General features: G+C 72.5%; 19 protein-coding genes. 13 read left to right on the forward strand and 6 right to left on the reverse strand.

From position 1 onward, the window contains the following. Window positions 1–228 precede the first annotated feature (228 nt). The 4 genes from OIU81_RS11055 to OIU81_RS11070 all read left to right on the forward strand — a co-directional run bounded on the left by OIU81_RS11055 (window position 229) and on the right by OIU81_RS11070 (window position 2,914). Window positions 229–867, forward strand: a complete 639-nt coding sequence (locus tag OIU81_RS11055) for an AIM24 family protein (protein WP_329146346.1) — start codon at window positions 229–231, stop codon at window positions 865–867. Then, on the forward strand, window positions 867–1,550 hold the full coding sequence (locus tag OIU81_RS11060; protein WP_329146348.1) for an AIM24 family protein: 684 nt from the start codon (window positions 867–869) through the stop codon (window positions 1,548–1,550). Before OIU81_RS11055 ends, OIU81_RS11060 begins: the two co-directional genes overlap by 1 nt. Continuing rightward, the gene (locus OIU81_RS11065; protein WP_329146350.1) at window positions 1,547–2,320 is read left to right on the forward strand and encodes an AIM24 family protein; all 774 of its coding nucleotides are present in this window, start codon (window positions 1,547–1,549) and stop codon (window positions 2,318–2,320) included. Before OIU81_RS11060 ends, OIU81_RS11065 begins: the two co-directional genes overlap by 4 nt. 117 nt (window positions 2,321–2,437) lie before the next feature. Further along, the gene (locus OIU81_RS11070; protein ID WP_329146353.1) at window positions 2,438–2,914 is read left to right on the forward strand and encodes a MarR family winged helix-turn-helix transcriptional regulator; all 477 of its coding nucleotides are present in this window, start codon (window positions 2,438–2,440) and stop codon (window positions 2,912–2,914) included. A gap of 51 nt (window positions 2,915–2,965) precedes the next feature. Here the strand turns inward: OIU81_RS11070 and OIU81_RS11075 are convergent, their stop codons facing one another. Both OIU81_RS11075 and OIU81_RS11080 read right to left on the reverse strand, forming a co-directional pair. Beyond that, window positions 2,966–4,372, reverse strand: a complete 1,407-nt coding sequence (locus OIU81_RS11075; protein ID WP_329155032.1) for a sensor histidine kinase — start codon at window positions 4,370–4,372, stop codon at window positions 2,966–2,968. Window positions 4,373–4,376: 4 nt separating this feature from the next. Further along, entirely contained in the window at window positions 4,377–5,090 is a 714-nt protein-coding gene (locus OIU81_RS11080; RefSeq protein ID WP_329146355.1) for a response regulator transcription factor, read from the reverse strand. 110 nt (window positions 5,091–5,200) lie between these two features. Between OIU81_RS11080 and OIU81_RS11085 the strand changes: the two genes are divergently transcribed. After that, entirely contained in the window at window positions 5,201–5,905 is a 705-nt protein-coding gene (locus OIU81_RS11085) for a PepSY domain-containing protein (protein ID WP_329146357.1), read from the forward strand. Between the two features lie 188 nt (window positions 5,906–6,093). Here OIU81_RS11085 and meaB read toward each other — a convergent pair whose 3' ends face one another. Together meaB and OIU81_RS11095 are read right to left on the reverse strand one after the other, a co-directional pair. Continuing rightward, window positions 6,094–7,053, reverse strand: a complete 960-nt coding sequence (gene meaB / locus OIU81_RS11090) for a methylmalonyl Co-A mutase-associated GTPase MeaB (RefSeq protein WP_329146358.1) — start codon at window positions 7,051–7,053, stop codon at window positions 6,094–6,096. A gap of 70 nt (window positions 7,054–7,123) precedes the next feature. After that, the gene (locus OIU81_RS11095; protein WP_329155034.1) at window positions 7,124–8,299 is read right to left on the reverse strand and encodes an acetyl-CoA C-acetyltransferase; all 1,176 of its coding nucleotides are present in this window, start codon (window positions 8,297–8,299) and stop codon (window positions 7,124–7,126) included. A gap of 173 nt (window positions 8,300–8,472) precedes the next feature. On the opposite strand from OIU81_RS11095, the gene mce reads away from it, so the two are divergent. The 7 genes from mce (at window position 8,473) to OIU81_RS11130 (ending at window position 19,192) form a co-directional block, all read left to right on the forward strand. Next, entirely contained in the window at window positions 8,473–8,913 is a 441-nt protein-coding gene (mce, locus tag OIU81_RS11100; protein WP_329146360.1) for a methylmalonyl-CoA epimerase, read from the forward strand. Window positions 8,914–9,121: 208 nt separating this feature from the next. Beyond that, the gene (gene scy, locus OIU81_RS11105; protein WP_329146362.1) at window positions 9,122–13,372 is read left to right on the forward strand and encodes a polarized growth protein Scy; all 4,251 of its coding nucleotides are present in this window, start codon (window positions 9,122–9,124) and stop codon (window positions 13,370–13,372) included. A 113-nt stretch (window positions 13,373–13,485) separates the two neighbouring features. Further along, window positions 13,486–14,424, forward strand: coding sequence for a cellulose-binding protein (locus OIU81_RS11110; RefSeq protein WP_329146365.1), 939 nt, complete (start codon window positions 13,486–13,488; stop codon window positions 14,422–14,424). Between the two features lie 169 nt (window positions 14,425–14,593). Further along, the gene (locus OIU81_RS11115; RefSeq protein WP_329146366.1) at window positions 14,594–15,631 is read left to right on the forward strand and encodes an ABC transporter ATP-binding protein; all 1,038 of its coding nucleotides are present in this window, start codon (window positions 14,594–14,596) and stop codon (window positions 15,629–15,631) included. Window positions 15,632–15,634: 3 nt separating this feature from the next. Further along, entirely contained in the window at window positions 15,635–16,408 is a 774-nt protein-coding gene (locus tag OIU81_RS11120; RefSeq protein WP_329146368.1) for an ABC transporter permease, read from the forward strand. Between the two features lie 163 nt (window positions 16,409–16,571). Further along, window positions 16,572–17,855, forward strand: coding sequence for an ABC transporter ATP-binding protein (locus OIU81_RS11125; protein WP_329146370.1), 1,284 nt, complete (start codon window positions 16,572–16,574; stop codon window positions 17,853–17,855). Between the two features lie 440 nt (window positions 17,856–18,295). Further along, window positions 18,296–19,192 carry an ABC transporter permease gene (locus tag OIU81_RS11130; protein ID WP_443074132.1) on the forward strand — a complete coding sequence of 299 codons (897 nt, stop codon included), beginning with the start codon at window positions 18,296–18,298 and terminating at the stop codon, window positions 19,190–19,192. Between the two features lie 24 nt (window positions 19,193–19,216). On the opposite strand, the gene OIU81_RS11135 is transcribed toward OIU81_RS11130, so the two are convergent. Further along, complete coding sequence (locus OIU81_RS11135; protein WP_329146372.1) at window positions 19,217–19,534, reverse strand: ATP/GTP-binding protein; 318 nt, start codon at window positions 19,532–19,534, stop codon at window positions 19,217–19,219. A 187-nt stretch (window positions 19,535–19,721) separates the two neighbouring features. On the opposite strand from OIU81_RS11135, the gene OIU81_RS11140 reads away from it, so the two are divergent. Beyond that, entirely contained in the window at window positions 19,722–20,771 is a 1,050-nt protein-coding gene (locus OIU81_RS11140) for an LLM class flavin-dependent oxidoreductase (RefSeq protein ID WP_329146374.1), read from the forward strand. A gap of 157 nt (window positions 20,772–20,928) precedes the next feature. On the opposite strand, the gene OIU81_RS11145 is transcribed toward OIU81_RS11140, so the two are convergent. After that, complete coding sequence (locus tag OIU81_RS11145) at window positions 20,929–21,321, reverse strand: SCO5389 family protein (protein ID WP_329146376.1); 393 nt, start codon at window positions 21,319–21,321, stop codon at window positions 20,929–20,931. Window positions 21,322–21,452: the final 131 nt, after the last annotated feature.

Here is a 21,452-nt window from a genome sequence, read left to right on the forward strand (position 1 = left end):
GGCGGTCGGCGCGCAGCGCCGTCTTCTGGGGGTGGAGGTCGGGCGACGGGCGGGCGCACTGCTTGTGCAAGAGTTCACAAGCTTCGCCCCATTGTTACAGCCCCTCCGGCGATCACTGCGCCGGGGTGCGTGACCGCCGGCACCCCGACGCACACCGCCCGGAGATCAGGGCGAAGTCAGGGCTACGGGCCCTGCCGTGCGCGGCCGGGGCCGACTACGGTCTGACGCGTGGCTCAGTTTCGGCTCCAGGGGAGCAAGGTGCTCGCCGTCGACATGACGGGCGACGCCGTCAAGGCGAAAAACGGTGTGATGGTCGCGTACGACGGCCAGATGTCGTTCAAGAAGATGACCGGCGGCGGCGAGGGCCTGCGCGGCATGGTCACCCGGCGGCTCACGGGGGAGCAGATGGAAGTGATGGAGGTGAAGGGCCACGGCACCTGCTACTTCGCCGACCGCGCCAGCGAGATCAACCTCGTCCAGCTGCGGGGCGAGAAGCTGTACGTCGAGGCCAGCAATCTGCTGTGCACGGATGCCGCGCTGCGTACGGGCACGACCTTCACCGGCCTGCGCGGCGCCTCCCAGGGCCACGGCCTGTTCACCACCACCGTCGAGGGCAGCGGCCAGGCGGCGATCGTCTCCGACGGCTCCGCGGTGGTGCTGCGGGTCACCAAGCAGTCCCCGCTCCAGGTCGACCCGGGCGCCTATGTCGCCCACACCGGCGAGCTGCGGCAGCACTTCCAGTCCGGGGTCAATTTCCGCACCTTCCTCGGGGAGGGCTCCGGCGAGGCGTTCCAGATCCGCTTCGAGGGCGAGGGCCTGGTCTACGTCCAGCCCAGCGAGCGCAACACCGTGGGGGGTGAGGTCTGATGCCGTTCACGGTGCTCAACTCCCGCATGGTGGAGGCCCGGATCGGTCCGGGCCAGCGCCTGTACAGCCAGCGCGGCGCGATGCTCGCCTACCGCGGCGAGGTCACCTTCACCCCGAGCATCCAGGGCGGCCGGGGCGGCGTCGGCTCCATGATCGGCCGCCGGATCGCCGGCGAGGCCACGCCCCTGATGACGGTGGAGGTCCCCCAAGGCCCTCATGGCCAGGGAGGTTCCCCCACCGCCACCGTGATGTTCGGCCACGGCGGCCATCACGTCCATGTCGTCGACCTGACCGGCGAGACGCTCTATGTCGAGGCCGACCGGCTGCTGGCCTTCGACGGCTCCCTCCAGCAGGGCACGATGTTCATGGGCTCGCAGGGCGGGGTGATGGGCATGGTGCGCGGCCAGGTCACCGGCCAGGGCCTGTTCACCACGACCCTCAAGGGCGTCGGCTCGGTCGCGGTGATGGCGCACGGCGGCGTCATCGAGCTGCCGATCACCCCCCAGCGCCCGGTCCATGTCGACCCGCAGGCCTATGTCGCCCACCGCGGCGAGGTCCGCAACAAACTGTCCACGGCGCTCGGCTGGCGCGACATGGTCGGCCGCGGCTCGGGCGAGGCCTTCCAGCTGGAGCTGTCGGGGCAGGGCACCGTCTACGTCCAGGCGTCGGAGGAAAAGCTGTGACCGGTCCCGTCATCCACGACGTCTCCTCGCTGCCCACCGACGACAACGTCAACGCCTACGCCTTCAGCGTCGATCTGAACGGGCAGTGGTTCCTGCAGAAGGGGAAGATGATCGCCTACTACGGGCAGATCGACTTCCACGGCATAGGGCACGGCCGGCTGGACCGCCTGATCGCCGGCAGTTTCCATTCGCCACTGCACGCCGCGGACTGGGTCGTCGCCGAGGGCCGCGGAAAAATGCTGCTGGCGGACCGCGCCTTCGATGTGAACTCCTTCGACCTGGAGGACGGCAACCTGACGATTCGCTCGGGCAACCTGCTCGCATTTCAGCCATCTCTGTCGCTGAAGCAGTCCATCATCCCGGGCTTCCTCACCCTCATCGGTACGGGCAAGTTCGTGGCCGCGTCCAACGGCCCGGTGGTCTTCATGGAGCCGCCGATCCGGGTGGACCCGCAGGCGCTGGTCGGCTGGGCGGACTGCCCGTCCCCGTGCCACCACTACGACCATCAGTACCTGCGGGGATTCCTGGGCGGGCTGCGGGCCCACACCGGGATCGGCGGGGCGTCCGGCGAGGAGCACCAATTCGAATTCGTAGGCGCGGGCACGGTGCTGCTGCAGTCCACGGAGCAGTTGATGCCGGAGCTGGCAACCGGGGCAGTACCCACCGAAGCGGGCGTTCCGGGCGGGGGCGGACACGTTCCGCAAAGTGGCTCACAACTGCCCCAGTTGCCCGGCAACCTCGGGAGCCTCCAGCGCCGCTTCGGGCTGTGAGCGGTACTCTGCGGACGGTGACCTCGAACGTCTGACCAACATCCGGCCCCCGCCGGCCGAAGTCGCCACCCCCACCCATTTAATTCAGTATTCAACATTTACGGGTAGAATTCCTCCATGACGACCGACAGCGACACCCCCTGGCTGACCGACCAGGAGCAGCGTGCCTGGCGCACTCATCTGGACGTCAGCAGACTGCTGATGCACCAACTCGAGCGCGATCTGCAACCGTTCGGCCTGACGAACAACGACTACGAGATCCTGGTCAACCTCTCCGAGGCCGAGGACCGCCGGCTCCGGATGAGCGACCTGGCCGCCAGCACCCTGCAGTCCAAGAGCCGCCTCTCCCACCAGATCACCCGGATGGAGAACGCCGGACTGGTGCGCCGCGAGAGCTGCGAGTCGGACCGCCGTGGCCTGTACGCCGTGCTCACCGAACAGGGCTGGGACACCATGCGCCGGGTCGCCCCGCACCACGTCGCCTCGGTCCGCAAGCACTTCATCGACCTGTTCCCGGCCGAGGACCTCCAGGCGTTCCGCGCCTCCCTCACCCCCGTGGCCGAACACCTCCGCAAGGAACGCGGCGGCCTCTGACCGGCCCGCCTCGGCCCCCGAGCGGGCCGGGGCCCGGCCGGCCGGGCGGCCTCAGCCGGCCGCCGGCAGCCGCAGCTCGAACACCGACCCCGTGCGCACGGCCAGCGAACCGCCGTGCCGCACCGCGACGTCCCGCGCGATGGCCAGCCCCAGCCCCGCCCCGCCGTCGTCCCGGGCCCGGGCGTCGTCGAGCCGTACGAACCGCTCGAAGATCCGCTCCCGCTCGTCCGGCGGCACCCCGGGCCCGTCGTCCTCGACCCGCAGTGCCACCCACTCCCCCTCGCGCACCACGGACACCCGCACCCATTCGGCGGCATGCCGCTGCGCGTTGTCCAGCAGATTCCCCAGCACCCGCGCCAACTGACCGCGCGACCCCGACACTTCCCCGCCCGCCGGCTCCCCGATCCGCACCGGAACCCGGTCCGCGAGCCGCTGCGAGGTCTCCTCGCGCACCATCGCCGCCAGATCGACCCGGGCGTCCGCCGGCCGCTCCCCCGCGTCCAGCCGGGCCAGCAGCAGCAGATCCGCCGCCAGCCGCTGCAGCCGCACGGTGTCCACCACCGCCCCCGGCACATCCAGCAATTCCGGATGGGCCATGGCCACCTCGAGCTGGGTGCGCAGACTCGCGATCGGGCTGCGCAGCTCGTGCGAGGCATCGGCGACGAACCGCCGCTGCCGCTCCACGGACAGCTCCAGCGCGGCCAGCGTCTCGTTCGTCGTACGCGCCAGCCGGCCGACCTCGTCCTGCGACGACGGCACCGGCACCCGCCGGCTCAGATCCGTGCTCGCCGTGATCGCGGCCATCTCCCCGCGGATCCCCTCCACCGGCCGCAGCGCCCGCCGGGTCACCAGCCAGGTCACCCCCGCCACCACCACGAGCAGCAGCGGCAGCCCGATCAGCATGGCGTCGCGCACCGAGGCGACCGCGTCCTCCTCCGGCGCCAGCGCCGACCCCGCCCGCACCGTCGCCCGCGCACCGCGGCTGTCCTTGGCCTCCACCGCGGCGAACCGGTAGTCGGCCACCTTCCCCCCGACATCGGCGCTCCCGTTTTGGAGGCTGACATCGTCATCGATCTCGCCGGGCCCGAGCCGGCGCCCGTCGTCACCGTCGTCCCCGTGGTCCCCCGGCCGGTCCGGCCGGGAACTCCCCGCCGCCTTCCCCTTGCCGACGGGCTTGCCGTCGACGGCGCGCACGTCCTCGCCGACGGCCAGCGCCCGCCCGTCCCTGTCGGTGACCACCACCGGACGCTCGTCACCGTCCGGCAGATCCAGCTTGTCGTACGCCGTCCCCGTGGCGATCTGGCCGGCCACGTTGCGCGCTGCGACCTCGGCCTGCAACCCCGCCTGGCTCTGCAGATGGTCGCGCAGCACCAGCAGCACCGACACCCCCGTGGCGATCAGCGCCAGGGCCACCACCACGGTCGCGCCCGCCGCCGCCTTGGCCCGTACGGAGCCCAGCGCCCTACGCATCGGCCACCAGCCGGTATCCGGCGCCGCGCACCGTCAGGATGTGGCCGGCGCCGAGTTTGCGCCGCAGCGCACTCACATACACCTCGATGATGTTGACATCGCCTTCATAGGCGAAGTCCCAGACATGCTCCAGAATCTCCGCCTTGGAGACCACCTCGCCGGCCCGCAGCGCCAGCTGCTCCAGCACGGCGAACTCCTTCGCCGTCAGCACCACCTCGGCCCCGTCCCGCTCGACCCGACGCGCCCCCTGGTCGACGGCCAGCGCCCCCACCCGCAGCACCGGTTCGGCGTCCCGGCCGCGCCGGCGCAGCAGCGCCTTCACCCGCGCCACCAGCACCACATACGAGAACGGCTTGGTCAGATAGTCGTCGGCGCCGGTGTCCAGCCCCTCGGCCTCGTCGTACTCGCCGTCCTTGGCGGTCAGCATCAGCACCGGCATCTCGTGGCCGGCCGCCCGCAGCGCCGCGCACACCCGGTAGCCGTTCATCCCCGGCAGCATGATGTCGAGCACGACCAGGTCATAGCCGCCCGCACCGGCCTGCCGCAGCCCCTCCAGGCCGTCGTGCACCACGTCGACCGCGTACCCCTCGGCCATCAGACCCTTCGCCAGCGACAGCGCCAGCCGCTTCTCGTCCTCGACGATCAGGAGCCGGAAGGGGCGGCGTGCGGCGCCGGGATGGGGACGGCGCGATACGTGCGGGTGCATGCGCCCACCCTGCCATCCGGAACCTGAAGGCCCCTTCAGGCTGCTTCAGCTCCCCTTCAGCTTCGATCCGTCACGGTGTGGGCACAGTCGATCGCAAGGGGAGAAACGACATGAAGCGTCACCTCATCATCGCCACCGCCGCCGCGGCAGCCCTCATCGCGGGCGGCACGGTGACCGCCGTCGCGGCGGGCGGCGACAGCGGCTCCGGCGCCGCGCAGTCCGCGGCGCAGCCGACCGCCCGCCAGGCGGGGGCGTCCGGCCAGGGCAGCGCCCAGGTGCAGGACGGCCGGTCGAGCATCAGCGCGACGGACGACGACGCCGACGGCCGGGAGGACCTCCGGGAGGCGAAGGCCGCCAAGGTGACCGCACCGGACGCCGCGGCCGCCGCCCTCAAGGCCGTCCCGGGCACCGTGACCGCCCTCGACCTGGACTCGGACCGTTCCGGCCCGGTCTGGGAGGCGGACGTGCTGAGCAAGGACGGCACGCAGCACGAGGTCACCCTCGACGCGGGCACCGCGCGGGTGCTGAAGCAGCACACCGACCGCGGGGACGATGACGACCGCGGCCGGGAGCGTGCCGCCCTCAAGGACGCCCGGACCACCGCGGCCGAGGCCGCCCGCACCGCGGCGTCGCGCGCCACGGTGACCTCCGTCGAACTGGACGACGACCACGGCACGAGGGCCGTCTGGGAGGTCGAAACGGTCACCAAGGACGGCACGGAGCGCACGCTGCTGGTCGACCCGCAGTCGGGCAAGGCGAGCGCGGCGCCGCAGGACTCCGACGACGACGACAACAACGACGGCTCGGACGACTGACGCCGGGCCGCCCCACGGCAGGCCCCCAGCCGGCCGCGGTCCCGCGAAGGCCCGGCCCCCGCCCACCACAGGGCGGTTTCTAGGGGCCGGGCCTTCATCGCGTGGTGGCGGTATCTGCCGCCGGACGCCGGGGCCGCTTCACCCCCCGCACGCCGCGGGCCGGGCCGCAGGACTTCCCCGCCCCGGGCTCAGTCCCCGTTCGTCAGCCCGTCCACCAGCTCGTCCGCCGCCCGGTAGGGATCCGTCTCGCCCGAGACGATGCGCTCGGCCAGCGCGTCCAGCCGCTGGTCCCCCCGCAGATCGCCGATCCGCTCCCGCAGGGCCGTGACGGCGATCGTCTCGACCTCGTGGGCCGCACGGGAGCGGCGCCGCTCGGCCAGCACGCCGCGCTCCTCCATCCAGGCCCGGTGCTTCTCCAGCGCCTCGACGACCTCGTCCACGCCCTCGCCGCGCGCCGCGACGGTCTTGACGATCGGCGGCCGCCAGTCGCCGGGGGCCCGGGACTCGCCCAGCCCCAGCATGTGGTTGAGCTCGCGGGCGGTGGCGTCGGCGCCGTCCCGGTCGGCCTTGTTGACCACGTAGACGTCGCCGATCTCCAGGATTCCCGCCTTGGCCGCCTGGATGCCGTCGCCCATGCCCGGCGCGAGCAGCACCACGCTCGTGTCGGCCTGCGAGGCGATCTCCACCTCGGACTGGCCGACGCCGACCGTCTCGACGAGGACCACGTCGCAGCCCGCCGCGTCCAGCACCCGGATCGCCTGCGGCGCGGCCCAGGCGAGCCCGCCGAGATGGCCGCGGGTGGCCATCGAGCGGATGTAGACGCCGGGATCGGAGGCGTGCTCACTCATCCGTACCCGGTCGCCGAGGAGCGCGCCCCCGGAGAACGGCGAGGACGGGTCGACGGCGAGCACGCCGACCCGCTTGCCCGTCTTGCGATAGGCCGTCACCAGCGCGGAGGTGGTGGTGGACTTCCCGACGCCCGGTGAGCCGGTCAGCCCGACCACATAGGCGTTGCCGGTGAGCGGCGCCAGGGCCGCCATCACCTCGCGCAGCTCCGGCGACGCCCCCTCCACGAGGGAGATCAGCCGGGCCACGGCCCGCGGCCGGCCCTGCCGTGCCTGCTCCACCAGCTGGGGAACGTCCACCATCGCCGCTCGGCTCCTTCGGCTCTCTCGTAGCGCATCGGCCGCTCGTACGCACCGGCGTACGAGCTCTCGGTTACTTACCCGGAACGCGGATGATCAGCGCGTCGCCCTGGCCGCCGCCCCCGCACAGCGCGGCGGCACCCACGCCACCGCCCCGCCGGCGCAGTTCCAGCGCGAGATGCAGCACGATCCGGGCGCCGGACATCCCGATCGGGTGACCCAGCGCAATGGCGCCGCCATTGACATTCACCTTTTCCGGCGACACCCCGAGGTCCTTCACCGACTGCACGGCGACCGCCGCGAACGCCTCGTTGATCTCGATCAGGTCAAGATCGCCGACGGCGAGGCCGTCCTTCTTCAGGGCGTGGTTGATCGCATGGGAGGGCTGGGACTGGAGGGAGTTGTCGGGGCCGGCGACATTGCCGTGGGCACCGATCTCCGCGATCCACTCCAGGCCGAGCTCCTGGGCCTTGGCCTTGCTCATCACGACGACCGCGGCGGCGCCGTCGGAGATCTGCGAGGAGCTGCCGGCGGTGATCGTGCCGTCCTTGGCGAAGGCGGGGCGCAGCTTGCCCAGGGACTCGGCGGTGGTCTCGCCGCGGATGCCCTCGTCCTTGCTGAAGACGACCGGCTCGCCCTTGCGCTGCGGGATCTCCACGGGGGTGATCTCGGCCTCGAAGAGCCCGTTCTTCTGGGCGGCGGCGGCCCGCTGGTGGGAGCGCGCGGCGACCTCGTCCTGCTCCGCCCGGGCGATGCCCAGACGGGTGTTGTGCTTCTCGGTCGACTCGCCCATGGCGATGTTCTCGAAGGCGTCCGTCAGACCGTCGTGCGCCATCGCGTCGAGCATCTCGACGGCGCCGTACTTGTAGCCCTCACGGGACTTCGGAAGCAGGTGCGGGGCGTTGGTCATGGACTCCTGGCCGCCCGCGACCACGACATCGAATTCACCGGCGCGGATGAGCTGGTCGGCCAGGGCGATCGCGTCGAGGCCGGAAAGACAGACCTTGTTGATGGTCAGGGCGGGGACGCTCATCGGGATACCGGCCTTGACGGCGGCCTGACGTGCCGGGATCTGCCCTGCCCCGGCCTGGAGAACCTGGCCCATGATCACGTACTGCACCTGGTCGCCGCCGATGCCCGCCCGGTCCAGGGCCGCCTTGATGGCGACACCGCCCAGATCCGCGCCGGAGAAGGTCCGCAGAGATCCCAGGAGCCGGCCCATAGGGGTGCGCGCTCCCGCCACGATCACTGAGGTGCTGCCGTTGGTGCCGTTCTTTGCAGACATGCGGTGCGGCCTTCCTTTGCAGGGAAGTTAACGAGGGTTCCCGTCAATGTACTGAGCGGTACGTGCCGGGTCACCGGCAAGCGGGTGTGATCGCGCGCACGTTGCGTAACCAGCCATGAGAGGGGTGCACTGGAGCCATGCTGACGCGAATCGACCACATCGGGATCGCCTGTTTCGACCTCGACAAGACTGTCGAGTTCTACCGTGCCACGTACGGCTTCGAGGTGTTCCACTCCGAGGTCAACGAGGAGCAGGGGGTCCGGGAAGCCATGCTCAAGATCAATGACACCTCGGACGGCGGAGCCTCCTACCTCCAGCTTCTGGAGCCCACCCGCGAGGACTCCGCGGTGGGCAAGTGGCTTGCCAAGAACGGCGAGGGCGTGCACCACATCGCCTTCGGCACCGCGGACGTCGACGGCGACTCCGAGGCCATCCGCGGCAAGGGGGTGCGGGTCCTTTACGACGAGCCCAGGACGGGTTCGATGGGGTCGCGGATCACCTTCCTGCACCCCAAGGACTGCCATGGGGTTCTGACCGAACTTGTCACCGCGGCGTCCCCTGCCGCGGCGGACCACTGACCTTTGCCTTCCCCGGCCGGTAGAGTGCAGCTTCGGCCGGGGTAAGGGAGTGGGGCTCGGTCCATACCCTGCCGATGATCTGACACCATTTCTTCGGAAGGGTCAGCTCCGATGGGTGCGAGTCCGTACGACGTGACGTGTACGGGGCGAGCACTGCAGTATCCGGAGACGGCCGCCACCATGACCAGGGGACGGATGGGACCGCGCAGTGCGGGGCAACGACCGCTACGAGGCTGACGACCACCTCTCGCAGTTCGAGGCCGAGATGGAGCGGCTGAAGAGCGAGCGGGACAAGGCCGTTCAGCACGCCGACGACCTCGGCTATCAGGTCGAGGTGCTGCGCGCCAAGCTCCATGAGGCGCGCCGCAACCTCGCGACGCGCCCTGCCTACGACAACGTCAGCCATCAGGCCGAACAACTGCTGCGCAATGCGCAGATCCAGGCCGATCAGCTGCGTTCGGACGCCGAGCGCGAGGTCCGCGAGGCGCGGGCACAGACCCAGCGGCTGCTGCAGGAGCAGGCCGAGCGGCAGTCCCGGCTGGAGGCCGAGCTGCACTCCGAGGCGGTCACCCGCCGCCAGCGGCTCGACGAGGAGCTCAACGAGCGCCGGCAGACCGTCGAATCACACGTCAACGAGAACGTCGCCTGGGCCGAACAGCTGCGCGCCCGTACGGAGTCGCAGGCCCGCCGGCTGCTGGAGGAGTCCCGGGCGGAGGCCGAGCAGGCGCTGACGGCCGCCCGCGCCGAGGCCCAGCGGCTGGCCGAACGCGCCCGTGAGCGGCTCGGCTCCGAGGCGGAGCAGGCCCGCGCCGAAGCGGAAGCCATCCTGCGCCGGGCGCGTGCGGACGCCGAGCGGCTGCTGAACGCCGCCTCCAGCCAGGCCCAGGAGGCCACCGACCAGGCCGAACAGCTGCGGACCAGCGTCGGCAGCGAGTCGGAGGAGGCGCGCCGGCAGGCCGCGGAGCTGACCCGCACCGCCGAGACCCGCATCCAGGAGGCCGACACGGCGCTGCGCGAGGCGCGCGCCGAGGCGGACAAGCTCGTCGAAGAGGCGCAGCAGGCCGCCTCCAAGCGGCTGTCGGCGGTCGAGTCGGACAACGAGCAGCGCACCCGCACCGCCAAGGCGGAGATCGCCCGGCTGGTCGGGGAGGCCACCAAGGAGGCCGAGGCGCTCAAGGCCGAGGCCGAGCAGCTGCGGAGCGATGCCCGCACGGAGTCCGAACGGCTGCTCGCCGAGGCCCAGGAGTCCGCCCGGTCCCAGGCCGCCGAGGACTCCGCGGCGCAGCTGGCGAAGGCCGCGCGCACCGCCGAGGAGGTGCTGACCAAGGCGTCGGAGGACGCCAAGGCCACCATCAAGGCCGCCGCCGAGGAGGCCGAACGGCTGCGCCACGAGGCCGAGTCCGAGGCGGACCGGCTGCGCGAAGAGGCACATGACACCGTCGCCCAGCTCAAGGGCGCGGCGAAGGACGACACCAAGGAGTACCGCGCCAAGACCGTCGAACTCCAGGAGGAGGCGCGGCGGCTGCGCGGCGAGGCCGAGCAGCTGCGGGCGGACGCGGTCGCCGAGGGCGAGCGGATCCGCAGCGAGGCCCGCCGCGAGGCGGTCCAGCAGATCGAGGAGGCGGCCGGGTCCGCCGAGGAGCTGCTGGGCAAGGCCAAGAACGATGCCGAGGAGACCCGTTCGGGCGCCGTCGCGGAGAGCGAGCGGGTGCGGACGGAGGCCATCGAACGGGCCACGTCGCTGCGCCGGCAGGCCGAGGAGGCGCTGGAGCGGGCCCGCGCGGAGGCCGAGGAGCTGCTCACCGAGGGCGCCCAGGCCGCCGAGATGGTCACCACCGAGGCGGAGGAATCCGCCGCACGGCTGCGCGCCGAGGCCGAGGAGGCCGCGCAGGAACGGCGGGCCGAGGCACAGGCCGAGCTGGACCGGCTGCGCACCGAGGCGGAGGAGAAGGTCACCGCCGCCGAGCAGCGGCTGCGCGACGCCCGCGCCGAGGCGGAGGGGCTGCGCCGGGAGACCCAGGAGGAGGCGGCCCGTCTCAAGGCGGAGTCGGCGGAGCGGCGCCGGACGCTGGAGCAGCAGGCCGAGGAGGAGACCGAGCGGCTGCGCGCGGAGGCCGCCGCGGACGCGTCGGCGGCGCGTGACGAGGCCGAAGCGGTGGCGGTACGGCTGCGCGCCGAAGCGGCGGCCGAGGCCGAGCGGCTGAAGGCGGAGGCCCAGGAGACCGCGGACCGGGTGCGCGCGGAGGCGGCGACCGCCGCGGAGCGCACGGGGACGGAGGCGGCGCAGGCGCTGGCCGCGGCCCAGGAGGAGGCCGCGCGGCGGCGCCGGGAGGCCGAGCAGCAGCTGGGCGAGGCCCGCGAGGAGGCCCACCAGGAGCGCACCGCGGCGCGCGAGCAGAGCGAGGAGCTGCTGGCGGCGGCCCGTACCCGGGTCGGCGAGGCCCAGGAGGAGGCCGAGCGGCTGGTCGAGGACGCCGACCGGCGGGCCGGCGAGCTGATGGCGGCGGCCGAGCAGACCGCACAGCAGGTGCGGGACTCGGTCGCGGGGCTGCACGAGCAGGCCGGTGAGGAGATCGCCGGGCTGCGTTCGGCGGCCGAGCACGCCGCGGCGCGCACCACGGCCGAGGCACAGGACGAGGCGGACCGGCTCCGCAAGGAGGCCCACGAGGAGCGTGAGCGCGCCTCGGAGGAGGCCATCCGGGTGCGCCAGGAGGCGCAGGAGGCACGGGACGACGCGAAGTCCCTTGCCGAGCGGGCGGTTTCCGAGGCCATCGAGGAGGCCGAGGGGCTGCGCGCCGAGGCGGCCGCGGTGCTCGACGAGGCACGCCGGGACGCCAACACGCTGCGCACCGAGGCCGCCGAGCAGGCCGACCGGCTGGTGTCGGAGGCGAGCGCACAGGCCGAGAAGCTGGTCACGGACGCCACCGCGAAGGCGCAGCAGCTGCGTACCGACGCCTCGGACGCGCTGGCGTCGGGCGAGCAGGACGCGGCCCGGGCCCGTGCGGAGGCGCGGGACGACGCGAACCGGATGCGGTCGGACGCCGCGGAGCAGGCCGACCGGCTGATCACCGAGGCCCGTGCGGAGGCGGAACGGATCGTCACCGAGGCCACCGAGCTGACGTCTTCGGCGCAGGACGACGCCGACCGGATCGTCCAGGAGGCCCAGCAGGCCGCCGACCGGCTGCGCGCGGAGGGCGAGCAGCAGGCCCACGCGCTGGTCGCGGAGGCGACCGGGATGGCGGAGCGGCTGCGCGCCGACGCGGCCGCGGCGCTGGAGAGCGCCCGGGTGGACGCGGAGCGCACCGGCGACCAGGCGCGCGAGGCGGCGAACAAGACGCGGTCGGACGCCGCGGAGCAGGCCGACCAGCTGATGTCGGAGGCCGCGACCGAGGCGGAGCGGCTGCGCACGGAGGCGGCGGAGACGGCCGCGGACGCCGAGCGGAACGCGGACCGCACCCGGGCCGATGCCCGGGAGCAGGCGGACCGGATGCACGCGACGGCCACCGCGGAGGCGGACCGGCTGCGGGCGGAGGCGGCCGAGACGGTCACCGCCGCGCAGGAGCACGCCAACCGCACCCGCAACGAGTCCGCGAAGGTCAAGGAGGACGCCGAGGCGGCGGCCGAGCGGACCCGGACCGAGGCCCAGCAGGAGGCGGACCGGCTGCTCGACGAGGCGCGCAAGGATGCCGCGCAGCGCCGCGGGGACGCCGCCGAGCAGGCCGACCAGCTCGTCGCCCGGGCCCAGGAGGAGGCGCTCAAGGCGGCCACCGCCGCCGAGGAGCAGGCCGACACGATGGTGGGGGCGGCCCGCAAGGAAGCCGAGCGGCTCCTCGCGGAGGCGGCCGCCGACGGCAACGAGCGGGTGGAGAAGGCGCGGACGGACGCGAACACCCTGCTGGAGGAGGCCCGCCGCGACGCCACCGGCATCCGCGAGCGCGCCGAGGAGCTGCGCCAGCGGATCGAGTCCGAGGTCGAGGAGCTGCACGAGCGGGCCCGCCGGGAGTCGGCGGAGACGATGAAGAACGCCGGCGAACGCGTCGACAAGCTCATCGCGCAGGCCACCGCCCAGCAGGTGGAGGCCGAGGAGAAGGCCGACCGGATGGTCTCGGACGCCAACAGCGAGGCGAGCAAGGTCCGGATCTCGGCGGTGAAGAAGGCCGAGGGCCTGATCAAGGAGGCCGAGAACAAGAAGGCCGAGGCGGTGCGCGACGCGGAGGCGATGCGCCGCGAGGCCGAGGCCGAGGCCGCCCGCATCGTGGACGAGGGCAAGCGGGAGCTGGAGGTCCTGGTGCGCCGGCGCGAGGACATCAACGCCGAAATCTCCCGCGTCCAGGATGTGCTGGAGGCCCTGGAATCGTTCGAGACGCCCGGCGGGAACGGGGAGGGCAAGGGCGGCGGTGTGAAGGCGGCCGCCGGAGCGGGGGCAACTCGTTCGAGTGGCAAGCAGTCTGAAGGGTAGCCACTCAAATGAGGGGTCATTCTCCAGATCAAACAGGCATTGACTCGATGACACGCCGTTGTGACCCCTAGGATTCTCCTTATCACCTCACCGGTCTCTTCGACAGGAACCCCATGAGCGACACTTCCTCCCCCTTCGGCTTCGAGCTCGTGCGGCGTGGGTACGACCGCGGTCAGGTGGACGACCGCATTACGAAGCTCGTCGCCGACCGCGACAGCGCGCTGGCCCGCATCACGTCGCTGGAAAAGCGGATCGAGGAGTTGCACCTCGAAACGCAGAACGCCCAGGCGCAGGTCAATGACGCCGAACCGTCCTACGCGGGCCTGGGGGCGCGCGTGGAGAAGATCCTCCGTCTCGCCGAGGAAGAGGCGAAGGACCTGCGCGAGGAGGCCCGCCGCGCCGCCGAGCAGCACCGTGAGCTGGCCGAGTCGGCCGCCCAGCAGGTCCGCAACGACGCCGAGGCGTTCGCCGCCGAGCGCAAGTCGAAGGCGGAGGACGAGGGCGCCCGGATCGTCGAGAAGGCCAAGGGCGAGGCGTCCACGCTGCGCTCCGAGGCGCAGAAGGACGCGCAGTCCAAGCGCGAGGAGGCGGACTCCCTCTTCGAGGAGACCCGCGCCAAGGCGGCCCAGGCCGCCGCGGACTTCGAGACCAACCTCGCCAAGCGCCGTGAGCAGTCCGAGCGCGACCTGGCCTCGCGTCAGGCCAAGGCCGAGAAGCGGCTCGCCGAGATCGAGCACCGCGCCGAGCAGCTCCGCCTGGAGGCCGAGAAGCTGCGGACGGACGCGGAGCGCCGGGCCCGCCAGACGGTGGAGACCGCGCAGCGCCAGGCCGAGGACATCGTGGCGGACGCCAACGCCAAGGCGGACCGTATCCGCAGCGAATCCGAGCGCGAGCTGGCGGCGCTGACCAACCGCCGCGACTCGATCAACGCACAGCTGACCAACGTCCGCGAGATGCTCGCGACGCTGACCGGTGCGGCGGTGGCCGCGGCCGGTGCCCCCGGCGAGGAGGAGACCGTCTCGCGCGGCGTCCCCGCCCAGCAGACCCGCTGACCTTCCCCCGGCTCACGCCGGGTGGTGCCCCCAGGCAGGTTCCGGCCCGCCGCTTCCCACGCCCCTGTACCGCCGCCCCGGTGGTGCGGGGGCGCGGTGCGTACGGGGGGTCAGCCGGGCGGCCCCGCTCCGGTGGCAGGGGCCCACGGCCGCGCCTAGCGTGCCGTACATGATCGAGCTCGAGGGGCTGACCAAGCATTACGGCGACAAGGTCGCCGTGGACGACCTCACCTTCACCGTGCGGCCCGGCATCGTCACCGGCTTCCTCGGCCCCAACGGCGCGGGTAAGTCGACCACCATGCGAATGATGCTCGACCTGGACAACCCGACGGCGGGGACGGTCCGGATCAACGGCAGGCACTACCGGCAGCTGCAGGATCCGCTGACGTACATCGGGGCGCTGCTGGAGGCGAAGTCGGTGCACGGCGGCCGCAGCGCCGCCAACCATCTGCTGTGTCTGGCGCAGAGCAACGGCATCCCCCGCGGCCGGGTCTCCGAGGTGCTGGACACCGTGGGGCTGAGCTCCGTCGCCAGGAAGCGGGCGAAGGGATTCTCGCTCGGGATGAGCCAGCGGCTGGGCATCGCCGCGGCGCTGCTCGGCGATCCACAGGTCCTCCTCTTCGACGAGCCGGTCAACGGACTCGACCCCGAGGGCATCCACTGGATCCGCAATCTGATGAAGAACCTCGCGGCCCAGGGCCGGACCGTGTTCGTCTCCTCCCATCTGATGAGTGAGATGGCACTGACCGCCGAGCACCTGATCGTGATCGGGCAGGGCCGGCTGATGGCCGACACCTCGATGCGGGACTTCATCCACCAGAACTCACGGTCGTACGTCCGGATGCGCTCCCCGGAGCAGGAGAAGCTGCTGGATCTGCTGCACTCCGAGGGCATCGACGCGGTGGCGGCCGGCAACGGTTCGCTGGAGGTCGACGGGGTGCCCGCCGACCGGCTGGGCGAGCTGGCCGCGGCGCACCAGCTGGTGCTGCACGAGCTGAGCCCCCAGCAGGCGTCCCTGGAAGAGGCGTTCATGCAGCTGACGGCGGAGTCGGTGGAGTATCACGCACGCGACGGCGAGCCGGTGCCGGCCCAGGCGGGCAGCGCGCCCGGTGCCCGGACCCCGGGACCCCCGCAGCCGGCCGGGGCACGGCCCGGCGAGCCGCAGCCGACCGGCTGGGGTGCCGACTGGCAGAAGAAGAGGAGCTGACGGATGGCGGCACTCGGGCAGGTCATTCGGTCGGAGTGGACCAAGATCAGATCGGTGCGGTCCACGGTGTGGACGCTCGGCATCGCCGCGGTGCTCACCATCGCGCTGGGCATGCTGATCTGCGTCCTGGCCAACAACGACTTCCACTCCATGCCGGCCAGGCAGCGGCTGTCGTTCGACGCCACCAACATCAGCTTCTCCGGGATGGGGCTGGGCCAGCTCGCGATGATCGTCTTCGGGGTGCTGGTGGTCTCCAACGAGTACAGCACCGGCATGATCCGGGCCTCGCTGGCGGCGGTCCCGCAGCGCGGCACCTTTCTGTTCTGCAAGCTGCTGGTGGCCACCGCGCTGGTCTTCGTGGTCGGCCTGGCGACCAGCTTCGTGGCCTTCTTCGCGGGACAGGCGATGCTGGGCGATCTGCGCGCGCACCTCGGCGATCCGGGAGTGCTGCGCGCGGTGTTCGGCGGCGGGCTCTACATGACGCTGATCGCGCTGTTCTCGATGGCGGTGGCCGTGATGCTGCGCAGTCCGATGCTGTCGCTGGGCATCCTGATGCCGTTCTTCTTCCTGATCTCCAACATCCTCGGCAACGTCTCGGCGACCCGGAAGGTCGGCCGCTATCTGCCGGACCAGGCGGGCTCGAAGATCATGCAGGTGGTCACGCCCGCCAACAGCGATGTGCCGTACGGGCCGTGGGGCGGACTCGGCATCATGATCGCCTGGACGGTGGCGGCGCTGATCGGGGGCTATGTCCTGCTGAAGCGGCGGGACGCCTAGGGCGCCCGCCCGCGAAACGGCCCGTCACCCACCTCTCCGCAGGCGGCGGGCGGCACGGCGACCCGTCCCAATTGACGGGAACCGTCAATCTCCGGATAGCCTCCTAACCCTCACGGGGGTACGAGGACGCCTCTGCCCCGAGGCATCTCGCGAGGGGCGGAGAATGATCGAGGCAGTCGGCCTGACGAAGCGCTATGGCGCCAAGACGGCCGTGTACAACCTGTCGTTCCAGGTACGGCCGGGCACGGTGACCGGCTTCCTGGGGCCCAACGGCTCCGGCAAGTCGACCACGATGCGCATGATCCTGGGCCTGGACGCACCGACCTCGGGGCACGCGACCATCGCCGGCCGCCCCTACCGCCAGCTCCCCAACGCACCGCGCCAGGTGGGCGCGCTGCTCGACGCCAAGGCCGTGCACGGCGGGCGCAGCGCACGCCAGCATCTGCTCTCGCTCGCCCAGCTGTCGGGCATCCCGGCCCGCCGGGTCGACGAGGTGCTCAAGGTGGTCGGCCTGCAGGACGTCGCGGGGCGGCGTTCCCACGGCTTCTCGCTCGGCATGGGCCAGCGGCTGGGCATCGCCGCGGCGCTGCTCGGCGATCCGCAAGTACTGCTCTTCGACGAGCCGGTCAACGGGCTCGACCCCGAAGGCATCCTGTGGGTGCGCAATCTGATGAAGCAGCTGGCGTCCGAGGGCCGCACGGTCTTCGTCTCCTCGCATCTGATGAGCGAGATGGCACTGACCGCCGAGCATCTGATCGTGATCGGCCGGGGCCAGCTGCTGGCGAACATGTCGGTCAAGGACTTCATCTCGGCCAACTCCGCCGATTTCGCCCGGATACGCACCCCGGACGCCGAGCCGGAGCAGCGCGAGAAGCTGACCGCCGCGCTCGGTGAGGCGGGCGGGCAGATCACCCCCGAGCCGGACGGCGCGCTGCGGGTGACCGGGCTGCCGCTCCCCCGCATCAGCGACCTCGCGCACGCCGCCGAGGTCCGACTGTGGGAGCTGTCGCCGCACCAGGCGTCCCTGGAGGAGGCGTACATGCGGATGACGCAGGGCGCCGTGGACTACCGCTCGACGGCCGACGCGCGGGCCGGACTGCAGGAGGCCCCCGCCGGGTACGCCCCGCAGGGTCCCGGCCCGCAGGGGTATCCGGGTGGCCCCGGGTACCCGGCCGGTCAGCCCGGTGTCCCGGGCCAGGTCCCGGCGGGCATGCCCGGCCAGGGCCGGCCGAATCCGTACGCCCAGCAGGCGCCCGGCGCCGTTCCCGGGCCGGGCCAGCCGCCGCCCGGGCAGGCTCAGGGTCACCCGTACGGGGCACCCGAGTCCTACGCCGCGCCTCACCCGTACGGGCAACAGCCCGCCGCGCCGATGCCGTCCGCGAGCCCGTTCGCGCCGCCCGCCGCCCCCGCCGACCAGCCCACGCCGCACCACGAGGAAGCCCGATGACCAGCCCTCAGCAGCCGCAGCCGCAGCCTGGGCGCGGACCCGACGACACCGGCGCCCGGGAGCAGCCGCTGCCGGCCGCGCCGCCGATGCCGCCCCCCGCGCCGCAACCGCCGCAGGGCCGGCCGCCCCAGGCACCGCCCGCCGCACCCGCGCAGCCCGGTCAGCAGCCTCCGCAGCAGCCCGGTCAGCAGTCCCCGCCCGCCGGGGAAGCGGGCACGATGATGCTCCAGCCCCAGCAGCCGCCCGCGCCGCAGCCGCCCGCCAGGGAGCCCGGCACGATGACGCTGCAGGCCCAGCAGCCCCCCGGGCAGCAGACTCCCGGTCAGCCCGCGCCGCCCGCGCAGGCCAGGGAAGCGGGCACGATGATGCTCCAGCCCCAGCAGCCCCCCGCGCCGCAGCCGCTCGCGGCGCACGGACCGGGCGGGGACGCGGGCACGATGATGCTCCAGCCCCAGGCGCAGCCGCCCGTCCAGGACCGGCCGCAGCACCACCCGCAGGACCGGCAGCCCCCCGTCCCGCAGCAGGCCCACCCCCAGCAGGCCTGGGCCGGAGCGGGCGGCTATGTCTCGCCCCTCCCCGTGCGCCCCACCCACCTCGGCCATGCGCTGGCCTCCGAGTGGACGAAGATCCGCTCGCTGCGCTCGACGATCTGGACACTGGGCGTGATGGTCGCCCTGACCGTGGGCATCGGTCTGCTGGCCACCCTCGCGGCGGGCTCGGAACGCGAGATGGACCCGCTGCTCGGCGTCGGTTTCGTCGGCGTCCTGCTCGGCAGCCTGTGCGTGATCACCCTGGGCGTGCTGTCGATCTCGTCCGAGTACGGCACCGGCATGATCCGTACGACGCTGACCGCCTGCCCCAGCCGCGTCCGGGTGCTGACCGCGAAGGCCCTCGTCTTCTTCACCCTCGCGCTGGTGCTCACGACGGTCGCGACCACCCTGGTCGCGCTGCTCGACACCGGCATGCTCCGCGGCCCCGCGCCGACCGCCGACCAGTGGCTGCGCGCCACCCTCGGCGCCGGTCTGTACGTCGCGCTGCTCGGTCTGCTGGCGCTGGCCGTCGGCACCCTGCTGCGGCACTCGGCGGGCGCCATCAGCACGATGATGGGCGTCGTGCTGCTGCCGATGCTGCTGGCGCTGTTCCTGCAGGGCGAGAGCGTCAAGGACCTCCAGCGGGTGCTGATCGAGTACTCGGTGCCGAGCGCCCTGGCGACGCTCTACGACATCCCGTTCCTCACCACGGGCCCCAGCGGCTGGACCCCGCTGCTGATCCTGGCCGGGGTGACCGCGGTGGTGCTGGGCGGCGCCTACGCCGCCGTCGCCCAGCGCGACGTCTGACGCCGCACCCCCCCGCTCAACCGCTCAGTATCTGGGCGCATTCCGGGACCGCTGGAGCCGCGCGCTCCGGCGGTCCCGTGCGCTCCAGCACGCCTTGTGCCAGTGCCGGCGGTCGTCGACATCACCGTGCTGCTGCCAGGCGACGACGTGCGGCACCCCGGGCGGGATCTCCTGGTCGCAGCCCGGGCAGCGGTAGTGCTTGGCCGCGCCGCCGCCCCCCAGCTGCCGGACGACCCAGGTCTCACCGCGCCATTCCTCGGTACGTTCCAGGCCGTAGCGGTCACCGCCCGTGCGGTCGATGGGCTTCGCGCCGCCGGGCTGGCGGTTTCGACGCGGGGACACAGAGCACCTCGGAGGGTCACGGGGTCACGGGATGTCACCAGCGTACGCGGCTCGGTCAGGGGTGGACCGCGCTCGGCAGGATTCTGCGATCATCGGGAAATTTCCCGTCAGGCCGTGCCCTTGGCACGTGTCTCCCGTTGTTGCCGGTGGGGGGGGAGTCGCGTCGGCTGCGAGGAGGCAGAGAGCGATGCGCGTTGGGGCTTTCATCCTGGCCGCTCAATTCCCGGGCCAGGGACAGGGGGAAGCACTGCACCGCGCGGTGCGCTCCGCGGAGGTCGCGGAGGAGGCCGGGCTCGACGACGTCTGGCTGGCGGAACACCATTTCGTACCGTACGGCGTCTGTCCGAGTGCGGTGACGCTGGCGGCGCTGCTGCTGGGGCGCACCCGCCGGATCGGTGTCGGGACGGCGGTCAGCGTGCTGCCGACCCAGCATCCGGTGGCGCTCGGTGAGCAGGCGGCGCTGCTGCATCTCACCACCGGCGGCCGCTTCACGCTCGGTGTGGGCCGGGGCGGCCCCTGGGTGGATCTGGAGGTCTTCGGCGCCGGGCTCGCCGCGTACGACCACGGCTTCCCCGAGTCCCTCGACCTGCTGCTGCGCTGGCTGCGCGAGCCGCGGGTCGGCGCGCGGGGCGAGCGCTATGCGTTCCGGGAGGTGGCGGTGGTGCCGCGGCCGGATCAGGCACTGACCGCTCCGGACGATCCGTGCGCCGGCCCCCCGGGCCCACCCGTGGTGGTGGCCTGCACCTCCCCCGCCTCGGTGCGCACGGCCGCCGAGCGCGGCCTGCCGATGCTGCTGGGCATGCACTGCGGCGACGAGGAGAAGGCGGAGATGGTCGCACTGTGGCGCTCGGCCGCCCTGGAGGCGGGCCGGGACGGCGACGAGGTGGCCGCGGCCGCGCATGTCTCGGCGGGCGTGGTCCAGATCGCCGACGCCCGGGAGGCGGCACGGGAGTCCCTGACCAAGGCGATGCCCGGCTGGCTGCGGCAGGGCCTGGGCGCGCATGTGACGGTCGACGGCCGCTATCGCGCGATGCGTGATCCGCTGGCGTACACGGAGTTGCTGTGCGGGCTGCATCCCGTCGGCCCGCCGCGGTGGTGTGCGGACCGGCTGGCGGCGACGTCGGAGCGTACGGGCATCACCCGCTTCGCCCTGCTCGTCGAGGGCTCCGGCGACCTCGCGGCGACGGAGGAGAACGTGCGCCGGCTGGGCACGGAAGTCCTGCCGCAGGTGGGGTGACAGGTACGGGGCGGCGCCGCCGTGCGCGGGTGGGGCACCCGCGCGCGGTGAAGCCCCGCGCCGTGCCCGGGAGTTGTCCCCGTCCTGGGAGAGTGCTGCCGCTGGCGCACCGGCACGGTGCGTCTCACAACCCTGTGCGCAGCGGCAGCAACGGCGTTCAGCAGTCGCGGAGTTGCGGCGACTGATTCAGCAGCTGGCCCCGTATGGAGGTGAAGCGGGCCAGACGGTCGTCCACCACCGGGTCGAGCGGGAAGACCGCGACCCGGTGGCAGTTCTGAAAGGCGAGCCGCACACCGAAGTGGCGCTCCAGCGAACCACGGATGGCGTCACTCGCCAGTGCGCGAAGCAGCTGCCCGCGCGCCTGCTCGTCCGGCGGAGGCGTCTGATTGTCAGCGAACTCTCCGCCGTCGACCTTCAGCTGAGCCACCAGAGAGCTGATCATCCCCCATGCGTAGGGCAGGGAGGTCCGGACGCAGTCGACAAATTCCGCTTCGTCGACCTCGCCTCGATCGGCCTGTTCGAGGAGGGCCGGTGAGACGTCGAGCGACATGAGGTTCTCCTCTCGCGGCCCCGCCGGGACGGACAGGGCCTAGGGACGGGACAAGGGGTTTCGCGACACAGCGTGTTCGTCTCACGACCCCCCGCTTCAACGGTATGCCGCGCAAGGTGCCCGCACCAGGA

This window comes from Streptomyces sp. NBC_01454 (genome assembly GCF_036227565.1).
GTDB lineage: Bacteria > Actinomycetota > Actinomycetes > Streptomycetales > Streptomycetaceae > Streptomyces.

Excerpts from the sequence above, each read along its gene's own strand:
- OIU81_RS11060 (WP_329146348.1), top strand. The coding sequence starts at position 867 with ATGCCGTTCACGGTGCTCAACTCCCGCATGGTGGAGGCCCGGATCGGT.
- OIU81_RS11070 (WP_329146353.1), top strand. The coding sequence starts at position 2,438 with ATGACGACCGACAGCGACACCCCCTGGCTGACCGACCAGGAGCAGCGT.
- OIU81_RS11080 (WP_329146355.1), bottom strand. The coding sequence starts at position 5,090 with ATGCACCCGCACGTATCGCGCCGTCCCCATCCCGGCGCCGCACGCCGC.
- OIU81_RS11085 (WP_329146357.1), top strand. The coding sequence starts at position 5,201 with ATGAAGCGTCACCTCATCATCGCCACCGCCGCCGCGGCAGCCCTCATC.
- meaB (WP_329146358.1), bottom strand. The coding sequence starts at position 7,053 with ATGGTGGACGTTCCCCAGCTGGTGGAGCAGGCACGGCAGGGCCGGCCG.
- mce (WP_329146360.1), top strand. The coding sequence starts at position 8,473 with ATGCTGACGCGAATCGACCACATCGGGATCGCCTGTTTCGACCTCGAC.
- OIU81_RS11110 (WP_329146365.1), top strand. The coding sequence starts at position 13,486 with ATGAGCGACACTTCCTCCCCCTTCGGCTTCGAGCTCGTGCGGCGTGGG.
- OIU81_RS11115 (WP_329146366.1), top strand. The coding sequence starts at position 14,594 with ATGATCGAGCTCGAGGGGCTGACCAAGCATTACGGCGACAAGGTCGCC.
- OIU81_RS11120 (WP_329146368.1), top strand. The coding sequence starts at position 15,635 with ATGGCGGCACTCGGGCAGGTCATTCGGTCGGAGTGGACCAAGATCAGA.
- OIU81_RS11125 (WP_329146370.1), top strand. The coding sequence starts at position 16,572 with ATGATCGAGGCAGTCGGCCTGACGAAGCGCTATGGCGCCAAGACGGCC.
- OIU81_RS11130 (WP_443074132.1), top strand. The coding sequence starts at position 18,296 with ATGCTCCAGCCCCAGGCGCAGCCGCCCGTCCAGGACCGGCCGCAGCAC.
- OIU81_RS11140 (WP_329146374.1), top strand. The coding sequence starts at position 19,722 with ATGCGCGTTGGGGCTTTCATCCTGGCCGCTCAATTCCCGGGCCAGGGA.
- OIU81_RS11145 (WP_329146376.1), bottom strand. The coding sequence starts at position 21,321 with ATGTCGCTCGACGTCTCACCGGCCCTCCTCGAACAGGCCGATCGAGGC.